The sequence below is a fragment of the Telluria sp. GW821-FHT07G12 genome, from assembly GCF_059418525.1.
The window spans coordinates 1,740,208-1,760,126 of the sequence record NZ_JBWKQA010000001.1; the positions used below are offsets into that span (position 1 = coordinate 1,740,208).

The following is a 19,919-nucleotide window of genomic DNA, read 5'->3' on the forward strand; positions in this document are numbered from 1 at the left end:
CCACTCTGTGCGCTGACTCACATTTTGTTAAATTCTTTAACTTGCGCAGCCGCAAGGCAAAAAAAACCCGCTCCAGCGGAGCGGGTGAAGTCCAAAACTAGGGATGTCCTGAAAGAGACGAGTCCATCTTAAGTCCGCCTTAAGGGATCCTCTGTGCGGTGCTTCACATTCATGAAGAAATCGTACGCAATAAATAAAAAAGCCGCCGAGGCCGAGGCCTGGCGGCTTTTTTGTATGCACGAGGATTACACGACGGCGCCGTCGGTCTCGTCGCGTTCCTTGATCGGCTTGATCAAGTCTTCGCGCTTCACGCCCAGCCACATGGCGATGGCCGCTGCCACGAACACCGAGGAATAGATACCGAACAGAATACCGATGGTCAGTGCGACTGCGAAGTAATGCAGGGCCTGGCCGCCGAAGAACAGCATCGACAGCACCATCATCTCGGTACAGCCGTGGGTGATGATGGTACGCGAGATGGTGCTGGTGATCGCGTGGTCGATGACCTCGGTCACGCTCATCTTGCGCTGCTTGCGGAAGGTTTCGCGGATCCGGTCGAAGATCACGACCGATTCATTGACGGAGTAGCCCAGCACCGCCAGCACCGCGGCCAGCACGGTCAGCGAGAATTCCCACTGGAAGAAGGCGAAGAAGCCCAGGATGATCACGACGTCGTGCAGGTTGGCGATGATCGCCGCCACCGCGAACTTCCACTCGAAGCGCACGGCCAGGTAGATCACCACGCCCACCACCACCATGATCAGCGCGTTCAGGCCGTTCTGGGCCAGCTCCTCGCCGACCGAGGGGCCGACGAATTCGACGCGCTGCAGGTGCACTGCCTCGGCGCCGGCCGCATTCACGCAGGTGCTGCGGGTGACGTTCTCCCCCTTCTCGGTGGTCTGCTGGACCTGCTTGACGGTGCCGGCTTCCGCTGCGCACAGGGCGTCGAAGACCATGGTCGAGGCGGTCGCGCCCGGCTGGTCCTTGCGGGTCGGCAGGCGCAGCAGGACGTCCTGGGCGGTGCCGAAAGGCGTCGCCTCAGGCTGCTCGTAGCCCGCCTTTTCCAGCGTGTGGCGGATCTTTTCCAGCTCGGCCGCATGCGGATAGCGCAGCTCCATGGTAGTGCCGCCGGTGAATTCCACCGAATAGTGCAGCGGCTTGGTGATCAGGAAGAATACCGCGGCGACGAAGGTCAGCGCCGAAATCACGTTGAAGATCAACGCGTGGCGCATGAACGGGATGTCCCGTTTAATCTTGAAAAATTCCATGTCTTTCCTCGCTGCTTATTTCTTGGCCGCGGACTTGGCGCCCGCCGCGGTGATGCCCGATTCCCACACGGTACCGATGGCGATCTTGCCCAGCTTTTTCTTGCGGCCGTACCAGAGGTTGACGACGCCGCGCGAAACGAACACGGCCGAGAACATCGAGGTCAGGATGCCCAGGCAGTGCACGACCGCGAAACCGCGCACCGCGCCCGAGCCGAACACCAGCAGGGCCAGGCCGACGATCAGGGTGGTCACGTTCGAGTCCAGGATGGTGGCCCAGGCGTGGCTGAAGCCGGCCGCGATGGCCGCCTGCGGCGTATTGCCCGCACGCAGCTCCTCGCGGATGCGCTCGTTGATCAGCACGTTGGCGTCGATCGCCATACCCAGCGCCAGCGCGATTGCCGCGATACCCGGCAGGGTCAGCGTGACGTGCAGCGTCGACAGGATGGCCAGCAGGAACAGCAGGTTGCAGGCCAGGGCCAGCACGCTGAAGAAGCCGAACAGCTGGTAGTAGATGACCATGAAGATCGCGATCGCTACGAAGCCCCATACGGTCGAGTGCAGGCCGCGGGAGATGTTTTCGGCGCCCAGCTGCGGGCCGACCACGCGTTCTTCGATGAATTCCATCGGCGCCGACAGCGCGCCGGCGCGCAGCAGCAGGGCCAGCTCGGCGGCTTCCTGCGGGCTGCGCATGCCGGTGGTGCGGAAGTTCGCGCCGAATTCGCTCTGGATAGTCGCAACCTGCAGCACGGTGTATTTGCCCTTCTCTTTCAGCAGGGTGGCCATGCGCTTGCCGGTGCGTTCGCGGGTCATGGCGCGCATGGCGCGGCCGCCTTCGGCGTTCAGCTCGATGTTCACGGCCGGACGCTGGTTCTCGTCGAAGCCCGGCGTCGCGCTGATGATCGATTTACCGGTGACCACGGCGTCTTTCGATACCACCACCGGCACGTCGCGGCCCTGGGTGAACAGTTCCGAGTTCAGCGGAATGGCGGCGCTCAGTTCGGTGCCCGGCGTGATGCTGTCGTCGGTGATGCGGTATTCCAGCGTGGCGGTGCGGCCGATGATGTCCTTCGCATGGGCGACGTCCTGCACGCCCGGCAGCTGCACGACGATGCGGTCGCGGCCCTGCTGCTGAATCACCGGCTCGGTGGTGCCGAGTTCGTTGATGCGCTTGCCCAGGGTGCTGATGTTCTGCTTGACGCCCTCGTCCACGGCTTTCTGCAGCGCGTCCGGCTTCAGGGTCACGACCAGTTTCAGGTCGGTGCCGTCGGCGGCTTCGGCAAAGGCCAGGTCGGGGTTGGCGTTGGCCAGCACGCTGCGCGCCTTGGCGCGGGTCTCGGCGTCGCGGAAGCGGATTTCGACGCGGTCGCCGACGCGGTCGATGCCGGCGTGGCGCACGTTCTGGTCGCGCAGCAGGGTGCGGGCCGAGGACTGGATGCCCTTAACGCGCGATTCCAGGATTTCCTTGGCGTTGACCTGCAGCAGGAAGTGCACGCCGCCGCGCAGGTCCAGGCCCAGGTTCATCGCCTGGGCGCCCAGCTTCTGCATCCACATCGGGGTGTTCTTCGCCAGGCCGACGGTGACGATGTAGTCGGGGTCGGCCGGGTCGCGGTTCAGGGCGCGTTCGAGGGCCAGCTTGGCCTTGAACTGGGCGTCGGTGCTGTTAAAGCGGGCACGCACGGCGCTGGTGTCGCCGGAACCTTCCAGGCTCACGCCTTCAGCCGGGATGGCGTCGCGCTGGAGCACGCCGGCCACTTGGCCGACGGTGTCGCTGTTGACCTTGACCGTCGCTTTCGAGGTCGTGACCTGCAGCGCCGGCGAGTCGACGAAGTAGTTCGGCGCCGTGTACAGCAGGCCAAGCAGCACTGCCGCGAGGATCAGTATGTACTTCCAGAGGGGATAGCGATTCATGATAGGGGCCGTGCGGCTGGTTACGGGTTACAGGGCCTTCAGCGTGCCCTTCGGCAGCAGGGTGGTGACGGCGTTCTTCTGCACCACGATCTCGGTACCGGCGGCCACTTCGATGGTGACGTAGGCGTCGCTGACCTTGGCTACGCGGCCCAGCACGCCGCCGACGGTGATCACTTCGTCGCCCTTGGCCAGCGCATCCATCATCGTCTTCAGTTCTTTCTGACGCTTCTGCTGCGGACGGATCATGATGAAGTACATGACCACGAACATGATGATGATCGGGGCGAACGTCGTCAGGCTGCCCATCAGACCAGGATCGGCGGCGCCGGCGGCGGTTTGCGCGTAAGCGTTGGAAATGAACACAAGGACTCCGATTTATAAGAATGTGAAAAAACAAGCGCTGTATTCTAGCACCCGCAAACTGTCAACAGCCAGTTTCGGGGATGTGGGACCGCCATGCCTGATTGCAAGACGTTGTTTGAAAATTAATGCGTAGGGTGGGCACTCCGTGCCCACGCTGCATAATTTATACGCTGCGGGCGCGGTCGGCGTTGAACTGCAGGCGGAACTCGTGGAACTTGTCCGCATCGATCGCATCGCGGATTTCCTGCATCAGGTTCAGGTAATAGTGCAGGTTGTGGATGGTGTTCAGGCGCGCACCCAGGATTTCCTTCGAGCGGTGCAGGTGGTGCAGGTAGGCGCGCGAGAAATTCTTGCAGCAATAGCAGGTGCACGACTCGTCCAGCGGCGCCGTATCATCCTTGTAGCGCGCGTTCTTGATCTTGAGGTCGCCGAAGCGGGTGAACAGCCAGCCATTCCGTGCATTGCGGGTCGGCATCACGCAGTCGAACATGTCGACGCCATTCGCCACGCCGGCCACCAGGTCTTCCGGCGTACCGACACCCATCAGGTAGTGCGGCTTGTTCTCGGGCAGGCGCGGGCCGACGTGCTCGAGGATGCGCATCATGTCTTCCTTCGGCTCGCCCACCGACAGGCCGCCGATGGCCAGGCCCGGGAAGTCGATGTCTTCCAGTCCTGCCAGCGATTCGTCGCGCAGGCGCTCGTACATGCCGCCCTGGACGATGCCGAACAGCGCGTTCGGATTCTCGCCGCGATTGAACTCGTTCATCGAGCGCTGGGCCCAGCGCAGCGACATGCGCATCGATTTCGCCGCTTCCTCGCTGGTGGCCGGACGGCCGTCGATCTCGTAGGGCGTGCATTCGTCGAACTGCATCACGATGTCCGAGTTCAGCGAGCGCTGGATCTGCATCGAGATTTCCGGCGACAGGAACTGGCGCGAACCGTCGATCGGCGAGGCGAACTTCACGCCCTCTTCCGTGATCTTGCGCATCGCACCCAGCGAAAACACCTGGAAGCCGCCGGAGTCGGTCAGGATCGGCTTGTCCCAGCCCATGAAGCCGTGCAGGCCACCGAACTTGTCCATCACCTCGGTGCCCGGGCGCAGCCACAGGTGGAAGGTATTGCCGAGGATGATCTGCGAGCCGACTTCCTTCAGCTCGAGCGGGTCCATCGCCTTGACGGAACCGTAAGTCCCGACCGGCATGAAGATCGGGGTCTCGATGGTGCCGTGGTTGAGTTTCAAGCGGCCGCGCCGTGCGTGCGACAGGCCGCTGGTGTCTTTTTTAAGGAGGGTAAATTCCAGCATCGTTCTATTAATCTTTACGGGTGAGCAGCATCGCGTCGCCATAGCTGAAGAAGCGGTATTCGCTGGCGATCGCGTGGGCGTAGGCCTTGCGGATCTCGTCGTAGCCGGCAAAGGCCGAGACCAGCATCATCAGGGTCGACTTGGGCAGGTGGAAGTTCGTGATCAGGCGGGTCACCGTCTTGAACTGGTAGCCCGGGGTGATGAACAGGCGGGTGTCGCCGCTCCCGGCGGCAAGCACGCCGGACTGCGAGGCCGATTCCAGCGCGCGCAGCGAGGTCGTGCCGACCGCCACCACGTCGCGGCCCGCAGCCTGGGCGGCCTTCACGGCATCGACGGTGTCCTGCGCGATCGTGTACCACTCGCTGTGCATGTTGTGCTCGGCCAGGTTCTCGACGCGCACCGGCTGGAAGGTGCCGGCGCCCACGTGCAGGGTGACGTAGGCGATGTTCACGCCCTTGGCCGCCAGTTTATCCAGCAGCGGCTGGTCGAAGTGCAGGCCGGCGGTCGGCGCGGCGACGGCGCCCGGCTCCTTCGAATAGACGGTCTGGTAACGCTGCTCGTCGAATTCGTCGGCGTCGTGGGCGATGTAGGGCGGCAGCGGCAGGCGGCCGTGGGCCTCGATCAGCTCGAACACGTCGCCCGCTTCTTCTGGAAGGTGCAGGGTGAAGAATTCGCCTTCGCGCTCGCCGGTGGTGACGTCGAAGGCATCGGCCAGGCGGATGCGGTTGCCGGGTTTCGGCGACTTCGACGCGCGGACCTGGGCCAGCACGGTGCGGTTGTCGAGCACGCGCTCGACCAGCACCTCGACCTGGCCGCCGGATTCCTTCTGGCCGAAGAAGCGCGCCTTCAGCACGCGCGTATTGTTCATGACCAGCACGTCGCCGGCCTGGAGCTGGTCGACGATGTCGGCAAAACGGCGGTCGGTGATCTGGTCGCCGTCGAGCTGCAACAGGCGCGAAGCGCTGCGGTCAGGCAGCGGCACCTGCGCGATGCGCTCTTCCGGCAGGTCGAAATCGAAATCGGAGAGGGAGTAGATTCTGCTCATGATGGGAAAACAGGGCCAGGAGCCTTACAATAGAAGCTCAAGCGTATGCGGCGAACCCTCTATTTTACACCAGCCTTTATGCCCGCAACCAAAGCCAAAGCCGCCGCCACACCAGTCCAGAAGACGATCGAGAGCAAATTAGCAAAGCTCGGCCTGCGCACCGACATGGACCTGGTGCTGCATCTGCCGATGCGCTACGAGGACGAAACCGAGATCGTGCCCATCCGCGAGGCCTGCCTGCGCGGCGGCCACGTCTCGCAGGTCGAAGGCATCGTCAGCAAGAACGAAATCACCTATAAACCGCGCAAGCAGCTGCTGGTGTCGATCGCCGACGAGACCTCGGACATCCAGCTGCGCTTCATGAATTTCTACGGCAGCCAGGTCAAGCAGCTGGCCGAGGGCACCCGCGTGCGGGCGCGCGGCGAGGTCCGCCACGGCTTCTTCGGCGCCGAGATGGTCCATCCGGTTTATAAAGTCGTCAACGAGGGCGCGCCCCTGCCCGCCTCCCTGACCCCGGTGTATCCGGCCGGCGAAGGCCTGTCGCAGACGATTCTGCGGCGCGCGATCGCCGAGGCCATGAAGCGCGTCGACTGGACGGATACGGTGCCGCGCGCGGTGCGCGAAAAGCTGTCGCTGGCCGAGTTCCAGCCGGCCGTGCGCCTGCTGCACTATCCGCCGCCCGACGTCGACGAGAACGCGCTGATCGAAAAGACCCACCCGGCCTGGACCCGCGTGAAATTCGACGAGCTGCTGGCGCAGCAGCTCTCACTGAAACGCGCCCAGCAGGCCAGGCGCGAAAAGGGCGCGCCGCAGCTGAGCACCGTCGGCGCCCTGTCCTCGGCCTTCCTCGAAGCGCTGCCGTTCAAGCTCACCAATGCCCAGGCGCGCGTGGTGCAGGAGATCAGCAAGGACCTGCACGAGAGCTATCCGATGCAGCGCCTGCTGCAGGGCGACGTCGGCAGCGGCAAGACCGTGGTCGCGGCGCTGGCGGCCGCCCAGGCCATCGACAGCGGTTACCAGGCGGCCCTGATGGCGCCGACCGAGATCCTGGCCGAGCAGCACTTCCGCAAGATCGCGGCCTGGATGGAGCCGCTGGGCGTAAAAGTCGCATGGCTGACCGGCAGCCTGAAAAAGAAGGAAAAGCAGCTTGCGAGCGAGATGGCGGAATCGGGCGAAGCCAACCTGGTGATCGGCACGCACGCCCTGATCCAGGACTCGGTGCAGTTCGCGAAACTGGGCCTGGTGCTGGTCGACGAACAGCACCGCTTCGGCGTCGGCCAGCGCCTCACCTTGCGCAACAAGGGCAGCGACGGCCTGGTGCCGCACCAGCTCATGATGTCGGCCACGCCGATCCCGCGCACGCTGGCGATGACCTATTACGCCGACCTCGAGGTATCGGTCATCGACGAGCTGCCGCCCGGCCGCACGCCCATCGTCACGCGCGCGATCGACCAGAACCGCCGCGACGAAGTGATCGAGCGCGTGCACGCCGCCGCGCTGGAGGGACGGCAGGTGTATTGGGTGTGTCCATTGATCGAGGAATCGGAAGCGCTGCAGCTGCAGACCGCCACCGACACCTTCGAGACCCTGGCCGCTTCCCTGCCCGACCTGGTGGTCGGCCTGGTCCACGGCCGCATGAAGCCGGCGGAAAAGCAGGTGATCATGGATGCCTTCTCGGCCGGCCACGTGCACGTGCTGGTGGCGACCACCGTGATCGAGGTCGGGGTCGACGTGCCGAACGCCTCGCTGATGGTGATCGAGCACGCCGAGCGCTTCGGCCTGTCGCAGCTGCACCAGCTGCGCGGCCGCGTGGGCCGCGGCTCGGCGGCCAGCGTCTGCCTGCTGCTGTATCAGAGCCCGCTCGGCCCGGTGGCCAAGCAGCGCCTGATGACGATGCGCGAGACCACCGACGGCTTCGAGATCGCGCGCCGCGACCTCGAGATCCGCGGCCCCGGCGAATTCCTCGGCGCGCGCCAGTCCGGCGAAGCCATGCTGCGCTTCGCCAACCTGGAAACCGACCAGTGGATCGTCGAGCAGGCGCGCGACGTCGCCGCCTGGCTGCTGGGCTCCGACCGCCCGGAGGCGGAGGCCATCGTCGATGCCCACCTGCTGCGCTGGCTGGGTGGACGCGAGGAATTCCTGAAGGTGTAATGACAGTCTGTTCCGCGAATTCTGCGGCCTGTCGCAAATGGATGGTGTGCTTGACCGGCGTTCCCTACAGTGCGCTCGTCAATACAACAACAACGAGAGACCATCCATGCACACCGACCGCAACCCCGAGTCCCCCATCCCCTTCGCGATCGCCTGCGCCGTCGGCCAGTTCCTGCTGACGATCGCGATCCTCAAGTTCGGCTTCAGCCTGGCCGCGCCCGAAGCCTACGGCAAGGTCAAGCTGATCGCCTTCGCCTCGACCATCATCTACCCGCTGGTGCTGGCCCACGCCTTCGGGCTGTGGAAGCGGCTGGCGCTGGGCCTGGACCGCATCCGGCCGGCGCCCTTCTTCCTCGCCAGCCTGTCCACCGCCGTGCTGTTCCTGCCCTGGGGCCTGCGCAGCGCCGACAGTGGCAAGCTGCTGTCCGACTTCACGATCCAGCTCTTCAACGCCTTCGGCGAAGAGCTGCTGTTCCGCGGCGTGATCTTCGCGCTGCTGCTGTCGCTGCCGGTCTGGCGCGGCATCGTGCTGAACGGCCTGCTGTTCGGCGCCATGCACCTGATCCACGGCTTCATGGGCACCGACTGGAAGACCGCCTGCGGGCAGATGCTGGTGACCTCGGTGTGCGGCATGATGTTCACCGCCGTGCGCTACCGCACCGGCAGCCTGTGGCTGTGCGTGGTCCTGCACATGGTGCTGAACTTGTGCATGATGTATTCGAAGGTACAGGGCGCCGCCGGATCGACGGTGTTCCTGGTGGAGCGCGCGGCCAATGTCATCGAACTGGCCCTGGCGGCATGGGTGATCCTGGCGGCGCGCCGCACGCCGGCAGCTCCGGCCGTGGCCTGAGGCTTATTCCGTCCTGGTCAGCTCGACGCCGTCGACGGTCATCTTCCACTTGCCGCCCTCGCGGTGCGGCGGCTTGCTGACCACGAAGGTGGAGCGGACCAGGCTGAAGCCGACGTCGAAATTGTCGCCGTTGAAGCCCTGCAGGTCGATGTTCAGGCTCAGGTCCTTGCCGGGCTGCTTGCGCTTGTACTCGACGTGGCCGTCCTGCTTGATGTTGAGCCGCATGTCCCTGCCCAGCCATTCGCCCACGTAGGCGGCTTTGTCGGCGGGGACCGGTACCGGGTCCGCGAAGCTGGGTTGGGCCGCGCACAGGCAGGCGGCGAGCAGGATGGCACGGCGGATCATGGTGTTCCTTTCAGGACGGGTCAGCGAAAAGTATCGATGCAGCCGCCGGCGGTGTCAAACACAAACGGATATGCATCTCATTCCGGGTTTGGCGCATGCAGCTCGCGGAACAGGTTCGGGCCGAGGCCGAAGCGCCGCGTGTAGGCTTTCGAGAACTGGCCCTGGGTGGCATAGCCGGTCCTGGCGGCGATCTCCTTCAGCGAGGCCCGCGTCTGCAGCAGCTGGCGCGCGTGATCGAGCCTGAGCGTTTCGATGAAGCGGCCCGGGGTCTCGCCGGTCGCCTCGAGGAAGCGGCGGTGGAAGCTGCGCGGCGACATGCCGGCGCGTTCGGCCAGGCGTTCGACGTCCAGGGATTCCGCAAGGTGCTCGCGGATCCATTCGATCAGGCCGGAGAAGGCGGTATCGGCCCTGGCCTGGGCCGCCAGCATGGGACTGAACTGCGACTGGTAACCGGGCCGCCGCGCATACAGCACCAGGCGCCGCGCGATCCCGTTCGCCACCGCTTCGCCGAGGTCGCGCGCCACCAGCGCCAGGCACATGTCGATGCCGGTGGTGACGCCGGCCGAGGTCCATACCCGTCCATCCTCCACGTACAGGGCATTGGCGTCGACCTGCAGATCCGGATAGTGCTTGCCGAGCAGCGTGGTGCCCTCCCAGTGGGTGGCGACGCGCTTGCCCTGGATGATGCCGAAGTGCGCCAGCACGAAGGTGCCGCTGCACACCGAGCCGTAGCGCCGCGCGCGGGCGCTTGCACTCACCATCCAGGCGCGCACGGCCTCGTCCTGCGCCAGCGCGACCAGGCCTTCCCTGCTGCCGCCGGCGACCAGCACCGTGTCCATGATTTGTGACTCCACATCACAAATCGCCTCCGTCACCAGCGCGACCCCGCAATTGCTGGCGATGGCGCCGCCCGCGGGCGAGACGATGTGCAGCCGGTAGTGCGGCCCGCCGGGCGCATCGTTGGCAGCGCCGAACACGGCCGCCGGCCCGGTGATGTCGAGCACCTGCATGCCGTCGAAGGCCAGCAGGGCGATGTGGCAGAGTGGTTTCATTGGCAGAATTTGACCAGAGATTGGCATTTCTGCCAAGCCTGGCCGGCCTAGAATTTCCTCATCGTTCACCCTGCCATGGAGATCCACGATGAGCACGCCCTGTCATATCGGCTTCCTGCTGTTCCCGCACGTGACCCAGCTCGACCTGACCGGTCCGGCGCAGATCCTGAGCCGCATCCCCGGCGCCCGGGTTCACCTGCTGTGGAAAACGCCTGGACCGGTGATGACCGACGTCGGCTTCAGCATCAACCCGACCACGACCTTCGAGGATTGCCCGCCGCTCGACGTGCTGTGCGTGCCGGGCGGCTTCGGCATTCAGGCCCTGTTCGGCGACGGCGAGACCCTGGATTTCCTGCGCCGCCAGGGCGCACAGGCGCGCTACGTGACCTCGGTGTGCAATGGTTCGCTGGTGCTGGGCGCGGCCGGCCTGCTGGAGGGCTACCGGTCCGCCTGCCACTGGATGTGGCGCGACTACCTGCCGCGCTTCGGTGCGATTCCGGTGGCCGGGCGCATCGTCCGCGACCGCAACCGCGTGTCCGGCGGCGGCGTCACGGCCGGCATCGACTTCGCGCTGGCGCTGGCCGCCGAGCTGGCGGGCGAGGAAACGGCGAAGCTTCTGCAGCTGAATTTCGAATACGATCCGCAGCCGCCCTTCGATTGCGGTTCGCCCGAGGCTGCGGGGGCGGAACGGGTGGCGCGTTCGCGGGCCTTGCTGGCGGCGCGCTTGCAGCAAGTGGAGCAAGCGATCGACCTGGCCTGCCTGCCGCAATAGAAAAAGCCCGCGACGGGCGGGCTTTTCATGCGCTGGGGCCGATTATTTGGCCGGCGTGGTCGGCGTAGCCGGCGTGGCCTGGGTGGTCGGCGTAGCGGGGTTGGCTGGGCTGGCCGGCGCAGCCGGGTCGGCCGGCGTGGCCGGCGCAGCCTGGGTCGCGGGGGTATCCGTTGTGACCGGGGTGGCAGGCGCCGCCGGGGTAGCCGGAACAGCCGGATCCGCAGGCGTCGCCGCGGTCGCCGGAGTGGCGCTGGCGGTGTCAGCCTCGGTCTTCACGCTGGTCTTGTGTGCGGTCTTGGCGTGGGCGGTATGCTTGGTTTTCTTGGCCTCGGCCTTGGCAGGCTTGGCGTCGGACTTCATGTCCTTGGCTTCGGTATTCGCGGTCTTGACCTCGGTCTTGGCGCTTGCAGCAGGCTTCGCGGCTTTGGCGTCGCTGGTCTTGGCCTTGCTCAGTTCCGCATTGGGCACCAGCACGGCGGTTTTCGGGGCGGGCGCCTGTGCAAATGCTGCGGTGGCGAACAGGCCGGCGATCACGGTAACGATGGCTTTTTTCATGTTGGTGGTCCTCGCTTTAGCTGTTGTTGAAAAAACCCGCGTCACGCGGGTTTTCCGTTCGGATTAAACCGATTACTTGGCCGGGGTGGCGGCAGCGACGGTGGTGTCCTTGTGCGCTTCTGCCTTGGCAGCCTTGTGCTCGGCCTTGGCTTCCTTCACGTCGGCTTTCGCAGCTTCCTTGGTCGCCTTGGCATCGGCCTTGGCTTCCTTGACGTCGGTCTTGGCGGCGGCTTTCGCTTCCTTCACGTCGGTCTTTGCGGCTTCCTTGCTGACCTTGGCATCGGCCTTGGCTTCCTTGACATCGGCCTTGGCGGCGGCTTTGGTCTCTTTCACTTCAGCTTTTGCAGCCTGCTTCTCTTGCTTGGCTTCGGCCTTGGCCACTGCAGGCGTCGTCGCTGCCGGCGTGGTGGTGGCGGGCGTCTGGGCTGCGAATGCTGCGGTGGCGAACAGGCCGGCGATCAGGGTAGCGATGGTCTTTTGCATGATGTGGTCCTCAGTTTTGTCTCGGGGTTGTCAGTGCACGTTTGCGTGTCACTTGTCCCTAAAACGAAGACCACCGGTACCCTGTTGACGGGCTTTACAAAGGCTTACCCGCCTGACAAATACTTACAACTCGACGATATCAGAATTTGTAGCCGTGCCACGCATCCTTGAAATCTTTCGCGCGTGCATCGGTTACTTCCGGACGGCCACGCAGCCAGGTCACCACCGCCTCGCGGTCTTCTTCGGTGGGCGAGCCGCGATCGATGTTGGCGATCACGCCTTCGGTTTCGCTGAACGGCTCCTTGCCGCCAAAGCCGCCGCCCAGCAGGCCGCGCTGCTCCAGGAAGCCGAAGAAGTCGTTAATGAAGTCGTGATAGGGTTCGCCGCGCATGGGGCTGTGGAACACCAGTTCGATGTCGAAGCAGTGTTCCTTGAATTCGCCGACGCGCTGCTTCTTGCGCTGGCGGCTGTTCAGGCGCCGCATGCGGCTGGTGGAGCGGGGATCGCGTTTCATTGTTGTTCTCCTTGTTGGTTTATTCCGTGTTTGCGGCATCGTCCGCCGCATAGTGCACGCCGATCTGGCGCCGCACCTCGTCCATCACGCCCATCAGGGCCAATGTATCGTCGTGGGTCATGCCCGGGCTCTCGATCAGGCCCGCCTGCCAGCAGCGCTGCGCCTCGATCGCCTCGTGCACGTAGCCGTTGCCGAGGAAGGGCGTGGGCACGGTGCGCGCAATGCCGTCCGCGCGTGACACCGTCACCGTCTGGGCGCGGTGGAACATGGTGTTCATGCGCACGTGTCCCTGTTCGCCGGCGATGGTCAGCTCGCTCGGCAGGCGCGCGCGCAGCGAGCAGCTGCACACCGACATGCCGCCATCGACGTGGCGCAGCACGAAGCCGGTCTGCTCGTCGACGCCGGTCGGGCCGAGTTCCGCCTGCGCCGCCACCGAAGCCACGGGGCCCAGCAGCGCCACCGCGATCGACAGCGGATAAATGCCCAGGTCGAGCAGCGCGCCGCCGCCCAGCACGGGGTTGTACACGCGGTGCTCATGGCCGAAGTCGGCCTTGAAGCCGAGGTCCGCGATCACCTGCGTGACCTTGCCGATCTCGCCGGATGCCACCACGCGGCGCACTTCCGCCAGCGCCGGCATGAAGCGCGTCCACATCGCCTCCATCAGGAACAGCTTTTTCGCACGCGCCAGCTGGACGAGTTCTTCGGCTTCGCGGCGGTTCATCGTAAACGGCTTCTCGCACAGCACGCCCTTGCCGGCGTTCAGGGCCATGCGCACGTTGTCGACGTGGGCCGGGTGAGGCGTGCCGACGTAGATCAGGTCGACGTCGCCGGCCTGCGCCAGTTCTTCGTAGGTGCCGTAAGCGGCGCCGCCGAATTCATCGGCGAAGGCCTGCGCGCTGTCCAGGCTGCGCGAACCGACGCCGGCGAGGGCCGCGCCGGGCGTCTCCTTGAGTGCATGGGCGAAGGCCCTGGCGATCTTGCCGGTGCCGAGGATCCCCCAGCGAACCACATCAGTCATGCTTCCTCCTTAGCTTAGGTTCTTGTTTGTCCGCTTGGGGCGGAACACGGTGTCGTCGAGATAAAAGGCTTCGTCCTGCGCCGGCCACCAGCCCGGCACGCCCAGCACCGGCAGCGGCGTGAAGACGGCGGTGCTCAGGCCCTCCGCGCACAGCTGGCCGGCCACCTGCATGTCGATCCAGGCGCGCCGGTCTTCCCAGGCCAGGCCGAACCAGGCGTCGGGCGCATACAGCACCCGCGTGTGCGCGGTGATCGCCTTGCGCGGCGCCACCAGCTTTTCCATCAGCGCGTGGCCGAACAGCCAGACCTGCGCAGTGCCTTCCGCGCCGAACAGCGCGCGCCGGGCAAACAGCGTGGCATGCCACTGGTGGGCGCGCAGGCCGTCGACCAGCGCGCGGCCGGCATCGCCGTCGCACACCACCAGCAGGGCCGCGTTTTCGTCGAAGATGGTGGCGGCGTCGCGCGCCGGCCCGCGCGACTTGCCAACGCCGGCGCTGGCGATCTGCGCCGCCTGCAGCGCATTCAGCTCGCGCTTGATGAGCGGGAAGGTCTGCCACACCAGGCCATTGAAGAAGTCGTGCAGGTTCTCGCGCGTCGGCACGCAGCCGGTGGCGCCGATGAATTCTTCGTAGGCGGTATTCGGCGGCAGCTCGGCCTGGGGCACGAAGCGGATCGGCAGGCCGCGGTGGTTCTGCAGCGCCAGCCTGGCGGCGTTGGCGTTGAACCCTTCGATGAAGGAGACGCCGGGCGCCAGGCTGTCGAAGGCGGGACGCACCGCGTCATACCACGGGCGCGTCCAGTCGATCTGCGCGATTTCCGCAGACATCCGCGCTTACAGCATCTTCCAGTTGAGCTGGTCGCCGGCGTCGAGCGGCACCAGCTGGTGCTCGCCCATCGTCACGGTCGGCGGAATGGTCCAGGCTTCGCGCTTGAGGGTGACGGTGCCCTCGTTGACCGGCAGGCCGTAGAAGTTGGGGCCGTTCAGGCTGGCGAAGGCTTCCAGCTTGTCGAGCGCGCCGGCCTGTTCGAAGGCGGTGGCGTACAGCTCCATCGCGTGCAGGGCCGTGTAGCAGCCGGCGCAGCCACAGGCGCTTTCCTTGGCGTGGATGGCGTGCGGGGCCGAGTCGGTGCCGAGGAAGAAGCGCTCGTCGCCGCTGGTGGCGGCCGTGACCAGCGCCAGGCGATGTTCTTCGCGCTTGAGCACCGGCAGGCAGTAATAGTGCGGGTTGATGCCGCCCTTGAAGATCTCGTTGCGGTTGTACAGCAGGTGGTGCGCCGTGATGGTCGCGGCGATCGGGCCTTCGGCCTCGGCCACGTACTGGGCGGCGTCGCGGGTGGTGATGTGCTCGAACACGATCTTCAGTTCCGGGAAGTCGCGGCGCAGCGGGCGCATCACGCGCTCGATGAACACGGCTTCGCGGTCGAACAGGTCGATGTCGCCATCGGTGACTTCGCCGTGCACCAGCAACGGCATGTCGAGTTCCTGCATCACTTCCAGCGTTTTATGGCACTTGCGCAGGTCGGTCACGCCGGCCGCCGAATTGGTGGTGGCGCCGGCCGGGTAGAGTTTGACGGCGTGGATGAAGCCGGTTTCCTGGGCGCGGCGGATCTCGTCCGGGTCGGTGTTATCGGTCAGGTACAGCGTCATCAACGGCTCGAAGTTCATCCCGGCAGGCAGCGCGGCCAGGATGCGGTCGCGGTAGGCGGCTGCGTCGGCAGCGGTGGTGACCGGCGGCTTCAGGTTCGGCATGACGATGGCGCGGGCGAACTGGCGCGCGGTGTGCGGCAGCACGGCGGCCATGTGCGAACCGTCGCGCAGGTGCACGTGCCAGTCGTCGGGGCGGATGAGGGTGATGGTGTCGGGGGATTCGATGTTGGACATGGCGGCTCTCGGATTGCGAACCCCGACATTCTACTAGCAGCCGGCGGCCCCGGCACGCGCCCGCCCTGGGGTGCGCACGATACGTTTCCCGAAAGAACTGAAAAGTGCCAAAGACGTTAAACTTCGCATATCTAGACGTCACACATTGGCAATGGGAATTGGATTCGACACGCTGGCCCCGCTCGCGTTCATCATCGTTTTCGCCTACACCGTTTTCGGCCTGACCGGCTTCGGCTCGACCATCACGGCCATGCCGATGCTGGTGCTGGTGATCCCGCTGCGCATGGCGGTGCCGCTGATGCTGGTGTTCGACCTGGCGTCCGGCCTGCTGCTCGGGCTGAAGAACCGCCGCTTCATCGCGCGCCGCGAAGCGCTGCGCCTCGTCCCCTTCATGCTGGGCGGGATGGCGGTCGGCGTGCTGGCCCTGGTCAAGGCGCCCGAGCGCATGCTGCTGGTGATCCTCGGCGTCTTCATCCTCTGCTATGCGGCCTGGAGCCTGATGGTGCGCGGCAAACCGCAGCCGCTGGCGGGCGCCTGGGCCGCGCCCTTCGGCGCCATCGGCGGCATTTTCACCGCCCTGTTCGGCGCCGGCGGCCCTTTTTATACAATCTACCTGACCCGGCGCCTGCCGGACAAGCTGACCCTGCGCGCCACCATCAGCGGGGTGCTGTTCTTCAGCGCGGTGGCGCGGCTGGTGCTGTTTTCCAGCGCCGGCTTATATGAACAGAAATCGCTGCTGGCGCTGGCCGCCGTGCTGCTGCCCTGCGCACTGGGCGGACTCTACCTGGGCAACCGCCTGCACCAGCGCCTGCCCACCGAGCGTATTCGGCAGGCAATCTGGGTGGTGCTGATCGTGGGCGGCGCCAGCCTGGTGCTGCGTAACATCCAGCCCACGTATTGACCGCAAAATATTCGCCGGCATGGCTGTCATCCGGGCAGACACGGTGCTAGCATATCGTCTTCATACGATAGTAGATAAAAGGCCGCCAATGCAGGACCGTGTCTTACGCGACGTGGCCGCCATCCAGGCCATCGGCGCAGTCCCCACCATCCTGGAGACGGTTGCCGCCACGACCGGGCTGAGGTTCGTCTGTATCGCGCGTGTCACGCGCGATTCCTGGACCACCTGCGCCGTGCTCGACAGGCTCGATTTCGGCTTGAAAGTCGGCGACGGGCTCGATGTGACGACCACCCTGTGCGAGGAAGTGCGCGACACCGGCAAGGCCATCATCATCAACCACGTCAGTACCGACGACACCTACCGCGATCACCATACGCCGCGCATCTATGGTTTCGAGAGCTATATCTCGATCCCGATCTTCCGCCAGAACGGCGACTACTTCGGCACCCTCTGCGGTCTCGACCCGGCGCCGGCCACGCTGTCGACGCCGGCCATCACCTCCAGCATGACCCTGTTCGCCCAGTTGATTTCGCTGCAGATGGATGCCGATGCGCAGCTGGCGGATACCCGCAGCCTGCTGGCCGACGAACGCGAAACCGCGGAGCTGCGCGAGCAGTTCATCGCGGTGCTCGGCCACGATTTGCGCACGCCGCTCGGATCGATCCTGATGGCCGTGGAAGTCGGCAAGCGCAAGGAACCCGACAGCGGCATGCGGGCCCTGCTCGACCATATCGGGCGCAGCGCGCACCGCATTTCGGCGCTGGTCGACGACGTGGTCGACTTCACACGCGGACGCATGGGCGGCGGCATCGCCCTCGAGCTGCGCCGCGAGGACAATCTGCAGCTGGCCTTCCGGCAGGTCATCGAGGAACTGCGCGGCGTGCATCCGGAGCGGCGCATCGAGGCGCATCTGCAGCCGATCGCGACCCTGCTGTGCGATCGCGGCCGCATGGGGCAGCTGCTGTCCAACCTGCTCAACAATGCGCTGGTGCACGGCGATCCCGCCTCCCCGGTCGAGGTCACGGCCAGCGAGGCGAACGGCGTATTCCAGCTGACGATCACGAATGCCGGTCCGCGTATCCCGGACGAAGTCAGGCGCCAACTGTTCAAGCCGTTCTGGCGCGGCTCGGTCAAAGTGGCCCGCGAAGGGCTCGGCCTCGGCCTGTTCATCGTGTCCGAGATCGCACGCTCGCACGGCGGCAGCATCGATGTCGTCACCTCCGACAAGGCGACGTCCTTCATCTACACAGTGCGCAGGATGGATTTCGCCGCGCTCAGTGAATAATCCGCGCCAGGAATTCGCGCGCGCGCTCCGACTTCGGCGCCGTGAAGAAGTCGTCCTTGGCGCTCTCCTCGACGATGCGGCCGTGGTCCATGAACAGGATGCGGTCCGCCACCCGGCGCGCAAAGCCCATCTCGTGGGTCACCACCATCATGGTCATGCCGTCCTGGGCCAGGCCGGTCATCACGTCCAGCACCTCGCCCACCATTTCCGGATCGAGCGCGGAAGTCGGCTCGTCGAACAGCATCGCGATCGGGTCCATCGCCAGCGCCCGCGCGATCGCCACGCGCTGCTGCTGGCCGCCCGAGAGCTGGCTGGGGAATTTGTCCTGATGCGCCAGCAGGCCGACCCGCTCCAGGTATTTCAGGCCGTTGGCGGTGGCTTCGTCGCGTGAGCGCTTCAGCACCTTCATCTGGGCCAGGTTCAGGTTGTCGCGCACGGACAGGTGCGGGAACAGCTCGAAATTCTGGAACACCATGCCGATCTTCGCGCGCAGCGCCGGCAGGCGGGTGGCCGGGTCGCCGACGGAAGTGCCGTCGACGCGGATGCTGCCCTGCTGGAAGGGCTCGAGGCCGTTGACGGTCTTGATCAGGGTCGACTTGCCGGAACCGGAGGGGCCGCAGACCACCACCACGTCGCCGCGCTCCACCCGCGTGCTGCAGTCGCCGAGGACCTGGAATGTTCCATACCACTTGCTGACATTGTCTATTTCAATCATGTGCTTATGTGCGTGTTGTATGCGTTTGAGCGTGCTTGACAGCACCATCGGCCCCTAGGATACTGCGGAACTTGTCAAGATAGTCAGCATTGTGCCCGATAAGCCAGGGAACGGGACGGACGATCTCCCCTGTTCTCCACCGCGCCGCCGCCATCACCAGAAGGAAGCCCTATGAACAATCGAAACCGCCTGACCACTTATATCCTCGTGGGGCTGGTGCTCGGCATCGCCGTCGGCTATATCGCGCACACTAACTTTGCGGATCCCGCCGGCTTCGCCGACACGCTGTCGCTGGTGACCACCCTCTTCCTCCGCCTGATCAAGATGATCATCGCGCCGCTGGTGTTCTCGACCCTGGTGGTCGGCATCGCCAAGATGGGTGACGCCTCGGAAGTCGGCCGCATCGGCGTGAAGGCGCTGGGCTGGTTCATCATCGCCTCGATCCTGTCGCTGACCCTGGGCCTGGTCCTGGTAAACCTGTTCCGTCCGGGCGACGCGATGGCCGCCGCCGGCCACCTGCCGGCCGTGACCGAGTCCTCGGGCATCGCCGTCACCGGCCTGACGCTCAAGGAATTCATCACCCACCTGGTGCCGTCCTCGATCGTGGACGGCATGGCCAAGAACGAGATCCTGCAGATCGTGATCTTCTCGATCTTCTTCGGCACCGGCGCCGCCGCCGTCGGCGCGCGCGCCACCCCGCTGATCGACGCCATCGACGGCGCCGCCCACGTGATGCTGAAGGTGACCGGCTACGTCATGAACTTCGCGCCGGTCGCGGTGTTCGCCGCGGTCGCCAGCGTGATCGCCAAGAGCGGCGTCGGCGTGCTGTCGACCTATGGCGTGTTCATGGGCGAGTTCTACCTCGGCATCGCGCTGCTGTGGCTCGTGCTGATCGCAGCCGGCGTCCTGTTCGTCGGCCCGCGCATCCTGCAGCTGCTGCGCGAACTGCGCGAGCCGACCATCCTGGCCTTCACCTGCGCCTCGTCGGAAGCTGCGTTCCCGAAAACCCTGGAAGGCCTGGAGCGCTTCGGCGTGAAGAACCGCCTGGCCGCCTTCGTACTGCCGATCGGTTATTCGTTCAACCTCGACGGCTCGATGATGTACTGCACCTTCGCCACCATCTTCATCGCCCAGGCCTACGGCATCGAAGTGCCGCTGTCGACCCAGTTGACCATGATGCTGGTGCTGATGCTGACCTCGAAGGGCATGGCCGGCGTGCCGCGCGCCTCGCTGGTGGTGATCGCCGCCACCCTGAACCAGTTCCACATCCCGGAAGCCGGCCTGCTGCTCCTGCTGGGCATCGACCACTTCCTGGACATGGCGCGCTCGGCCACCAACGTGATCGGCAACGGCATCGCCACCGCCGTGGTCGCGAAGTGGGAGGGAGAGCTGACCAATCCGGCCCTGGCCGAGAAGGATATTGCGACCTCGCCGCTGCGCTGAAGCGGAGACTGAACCGACAAGGCTTTCCAGCGATGGAAAGCCTTTTTTTTAACGACGCCTTTGAGAC

The 19,919-nt window shown here is 65.3% G+C and carries 20 protein-coding genes; 6 read left to right on the top strand and 14 right to left on the bottom strand.

Going from position 1 to position 19,919, the window contains the following annotated elements; translation table 11 throughout:
* Nucleotides 1-245: 245 nt before the first annotated feature.
* The 5 genes from secF to queA form a co-directional block, all read right to left on the bottom strand.
* Entirely contained in the window at nucleotides 246-1,268 is a 1,023-nt protein-coding gene (gene secF / locus AC07PE_RS08015) for a protein translocase subunit SecF (RefSeq protein WP_498762859.1), read from the bottom strand.
* A 15-nt stretch (nucleotides 1,269-1,283) separates the two neighbouring features.
* Nucleotides 1,284-3,176: a protein translocase subunit SecD gene (secD, locus tag AC07PE_RS08020; RefSeq protein WP_498762860.1), complete on the bottom strand. Its 1,893-nt coding sequence runs from the start codon at nucleotides 3,174-3,176 to the stop codon at nucleotides 1,284-1,286.
* A 27-nt stretch (nucleotides 3,177-3,203) separates the two neighbouring features.
* Entirely contained in the window at nucleotides 3,204-3,539 is a 336-nt protein-coding gene (gene yajC / locus AC07PE_RS08025; RefSeq protein ID WP_498762861.1) for a preprotein translocase subunit YajC, read from the bottom strand.
* A 163-nt stretch (nucleotides 3,540-3,702) separates the two neighbouring features.
* Nucleotides 3,703-4,842 (bottom strand): tRNA guanosine(34) transglycosylase Tgt, encoded by a 1,140-nt coding sequence (tgt, locus tag AC07PE_RS08030; RefSeq protein WP_498762862.1) that lies wholly within the window; start codon nucleotides 4,840-4,842, stop codon nucleotides 3,703-3,705.
* Between the two features lie 7 nt (nucleotides 4,843-4,849).
* Nucleotides 4,850-5,878 carry a tRNA preQ1(34) S-adenosylmethionine ribosyltransferase-isomerase QueA gene (queA, locus tag AC07PE_RS08035; protein WP_498763023.1) on the bottom strand — a complete coding sequence of 343 codons (1,029 nt, stop codon included), beginning with the start codon at nucleotides 5,876-5,878 and terminating at the stop codon, nucleotides 4,850-4,852.
* A gap of 87 nt (nucleotides 5,879-5,965) precedes the next feature.
* Between queA and recG the strand changes: the two genes are divergently transcribed.
* Both recG and AC07PE_RS08045 read left to right on the top strand, forming a co-directional pair.
* Nucleotides 5,966-8,038, top strand: a complete 2,073-nt coding sequence (gene recG, locus AC07PE_RS08040; RefSeq protein WP_498762863.1) for an ATP-dependent DNA helicase RecG — start codon at nucleotides 5,966-5,968, stop codon at nucleotides 8,036-8,038.
* Nucleotides 8,039-8,144: 106 nt separating this feature from the next.
* Nucleotides 8,145-8,888 (top strand): CPBP family intramembrane glutamic endopeptidase, encoded by a 744-nt coding sequence (locus tag AC07PE_RS08045; protein ID WP_498762864.1) that lies wholly within the window; start codon nucleotides 8,145-8,147, stop codon nucleotides 8,886-8,888.
* Between the two features lie 3 nt (nucleotides 8,889-8,891).
* Here AC07PE_RS08045 and AC07PE_RS08050 read toward each other — a convergent pair whose 3' ends face one another.
* Nucleotides 8,892-9,233, bottom strand: coding sequence for a hypothetical protein (locus AC07PE_RS08050; protein ID WP_498762865.1), 342 nt, complete (start codon nucleotides 9,231-9,233; stop codon nucleotides 8,892-8,894).
* Between the two features lie 77 nt (nucleotides 9,234-9,310).
* Nucleotides 9,311-10,285 carry a GlxA family transcriptional regulator gene (locus AC07PE_RS08055; protein WP_498762866.1) on the bottom strand — a complete coding sequence of 325 codons (975 nt, stop codon included), beginning with the start codon at nucleotides 10,283-10,285 and terminating at the stop codon, nucleotides 9,311-9,313.
* Between the two features lie 88 nt (nucleotides 10,286-10,373).
* Between AC07PE_RS08055 and AC07PE_RS08060 the strand changes: the two genes are divergently transcribed.
* A complete protein-coding gene (locus tag AC07PE_RS08060) occupies nucleotides 10,374-11,057 on the top strand; it encodes a DJ-1/PfpI family protein (protein WP_498762867.1) in 684 nt (227 codons plus the stop codon).
* A gap of 42 nt (nucleotides 11,058-11,099) precedes the next feature.
* Here the strand turns inward: AC07PE_RS08060 and AC07PE_RS08065 are convergent, their stop codons facing one another.
* The 6 genes from AC07PE_RS08065 to pyrC all read right to left on the bottom strand — a co-directional run bounded on the left by AC07PE_RS08065 (nucleotide 11,100) and on the right by pyrC (nucleotide 15,508).
* Nucleotides 11,100-11,612 (bottom strand): hypothetical protein, encoded by a 513-nt coding sequence (locus AC07PE_RS08065; protein ID WP_498762868.1) that lies wholly within the window; start codon nucleotides 11,610-11,612, stop codon nucleotides 11,100-11,102.
* A gap of 72 nt (nucleotides 11,613-11,684) precedes the next feature.
* Complete coding sequence (locus AC07PE_RS08070) at nucleotides 11,685-12,095, bottom strand: hypothetical protein (RefSeq protein ID WP_498762869.1); 411 nt, start codon at nucleotides 12,093-12,095, stop codon at nucleotides 11,685-11,687.
* A 139-nt stretch (nucleotides 12,096-12,234) separates the two neighbouring features.
* Nucleotides 12,235-12,609, bottom strand: coding sequence for a 50S ribosome-binding protein YggL (locus AC07PE_RS08075; protein ID WP_498762870.1), 375 nt, complete (start codon nucleotides 12,607-12,609; stop codon nucleotides 12,235-12,237).
* 19 nt (nucleotides 12,610-12,628) lie between these two features.
* Nucleotides 12,629-13,627, bottom strand: coding sequence for a Gfo/Idh/MocA family protein (locus tag AC07PE_RS08080; protein ID WP_498762871.1), 999 nt, complete (start codon nucleotides 13,625-13,627; stop codon nucleotides 12,629-12,631).
* Between the two features lie 9 nt (nucleotides 13,628-13,636).
* Complete coding sequence (locus AC07PE_RS08085) at nucleotides 13,637-14,452, bottom strand: DUF3025 domain-containing protein (RefSeq protein WP_498762872.1); 816 nt, start codon at nucleotides 14,450-14,452, stop codon at nucleotides 13,637-13,639.
* 6 nt (nucleotides 14,453-14,458) lie between these two features.
* On the bottom strand, nucleotides 14,459-15,508 hold the full coding sequence (pyrC, locus tag AC07PE_RS08090) for a dihydroorotase (RefSeq protein ID WP_498762873.1): 1,050 nt from the start codon (nucleotides 15,506-15,508) through the stop codon (nucleotides 14,459-14,461).
* A 151-nt stretch (nucleotides 15,509-15,659) separates the two neighbouring features.
* Here pyrC and AC07PE_RS08095 point away from each other — a divergent pair, with 151 nt between their 5' ends.
* Both AC07PE_RS08095 and AC07PE_RS08100 read left to right on the top strand, forming a co-directional pair.
* Nucleotides 15,660-16,409, top strand: coding sequence for a sulfite exporter TauE/SafE family protein (locus AC07PE_RS08095; protein ID WP_498762874.1), 750 nt, complete (start codon nucleotides 15,660-15,662; stop codon nucleotides 16,407-16,409).
* A gap of 88 nt (nucleotides 16,410-16,497) precedes the next feature.
* Entirely contained in the window at nucleotides 16,498-17,694 is a 1,197-nt protein-coding gene (locus AC07PE_RS08100) for a GAF domain-containing sensor histidine kinase (protein WP_498762875.1), read from the top strand.
* Here AC07PE_RS08100 and AC07PE_RS08105 read toward each other — a convergent pair.
* Nucleotides 17,684-18,409: an amino acid ABC transporter ATP-binding protein gene (locus AC07PE_RS08105; protein WP_498762876.1), complete on the bottom strand. Its 726-nt coding sequence runs from the start codon at nucleotides 18,407-18,409 to the stop codon at nucleotides 17,684-17,686. The two genes, AC07PE_RS08100 and AC07PE_RS08105, sit on opposite strands and share 11 nt — an antisense overlap.
* Nucleotides 18,410-18,580: 171 nt before the next feature.
* Here AC07PE_RS08105 and AC07PE_RS08110 point away from each other — a divergent pair, with 171 nt between their 5' ends.
* Nucleotides 18,581-19,852, top strand: coding sequence for a dicarboxylate/amino acid:cation symporter (locus tag AC07PE_RS08110; RefSeq protein WP_498762877.1), 1,272 nt, complete (start codon nucleotides 18,581-18,583; stop codon nucleotides 19,850-19,852).
* Nucleotides 19,853-19,919: the final 67 nt, after the last annotated feature.

What these genes read in the sequence shown, in the direction of transcription:
- secF (WP_498762859.1), bottom strand. Translation starts at nt 1,268, where the DNA reads ATGGAATTTTTCAAGATTAAACGGGACATCCCGTTCATGCGCCACGCG.
- secD (WP_498762860.1), bottom strand. Translation starts at nt 3,176, where the DNA reads ATGAATCGCTATCCCCTCTGGAAGTACATACTGATCCTCGCGGCAGTG.
- tgt (WP_498762862.1), bottom strand. Translation starts at nt 4,842, where the DNA reads ATGCTGGAATTTACCCTCCTTAAAAAAGACACCAGCGGCCTGTCGCAC.
- recG (WP_498762863.1), top strand. Translation starts at nt 5,966, where the DNA reads ATGCCCGCAACCAAAGCCAAAGCCGCCGCCACACCAGTCCAGAAGACG.
- AC07PE_RS08045 (WP_498762864.1), top strand. Translation starts at nt 8,145, where the DNA reads ATGCACACCGACCGCAACCCCGAGTCCCCCATCCCCTTCGCGATCGCC.
- AC07PE_RS08050 (WP_498762865.1), bottom strand. Translation starts at nt 9,233, where the DNA reads ATGATCCGCCGTGCCATCCTGCTCGCCGCCTGCCTGTGCGCGGCCCAA.
- AC07PE_RS08055 (WP_498762866.1), bottom strand. Translation starts at nt 10,285, where the DNA reads ATGAAACCACTCTGCCACATCGCCCTGCTGGCCTTCGACGGCATGCAG.
- AC07PE_RS08060 (WP_498762867.1), top strand. Translation starts at nt 10,374, where the DNA reads ATGAGCACGCCCTGTCATATCGGCTTCCTGCTGTTCCCGCACGTGACC.
- AC07PE_RS08065 (WP_498762868.1), bottom strand. Translation starts at nt 11,612, where the DNA reads ATGAAAAAAGCCATCGTTACCGTGATCGCCGGCCTGTTCGCCACCGCA.
- AC07PE_RS08070 (WP_498762869.1), bottom strand. Translation starts at nt 12,095, where the DNA reads ATGCAAAAGACCATCGCTACCCTGATCGCCGGCCTGTTCGCCACCGCA.
- AC07PE_RS08075 (WP_498762870.1), bottom strand. Translation starts at nt 12,609, where the DNA reads ATGAAACGCGATCCCCGCTCCACCAGCCGCATGCGGCGCCTGAACAGC.
- AC07PE_RS08080 (WP_498762871.1), bottom strand. Translation starts at nt 13,627, where the DNA reads ATGACTGATGTGGTTCGCTGGGGGATCCTCGGCACCGGCAAGATCGCC.
- AC07PE_RS08085 (WP_498762872.1), bottom strand. Translation starts at nt 14,452, where the DNA reads ATGTCTGCGGAAATCGCGCAGATCGACTGGACGCGCCCGTGGTATGAC.
- pyrC (WP_498762873.1), bottom strand. Translation starts at nt 15,508, where the DNA reads ATGTCCAACATCGAATCCCCCGACACCATCACCCTCATCCGCCCCGAC.
- AC07PE_RS08095 (WP_498762874.1), top strand. Translation starts at nt 15,660, where the DNA reads ATGGGAATTGGATTCGACACGCTGGCCCCGCTCGCGTTCATCATCGTT.
- AC07PE_RS08100 (WP_498762875.1), top strand. Translation starts at nt 16,498, where the DNA reads ATGCAGGACCGTGTCTTACGCGACGTGGCCGCCATCCAGGCCATCGGC.
- AC07PE_RS08105 (WP_498762876.1), bottom strand. Translation starts at nt 18,409, where the DNA reads ATGATTGAAATAGACAATGTCAGCAAGTGGTATGGAACATTCCAGGTC.
- AC07PE_RS08110 (WP_498762877.1), top strand. Translation starts at nt 18,581, where the DNA reads ATGAACAATCGAAACCGCCTGACCACTTATATCCTCGTGGGGCTGGTG.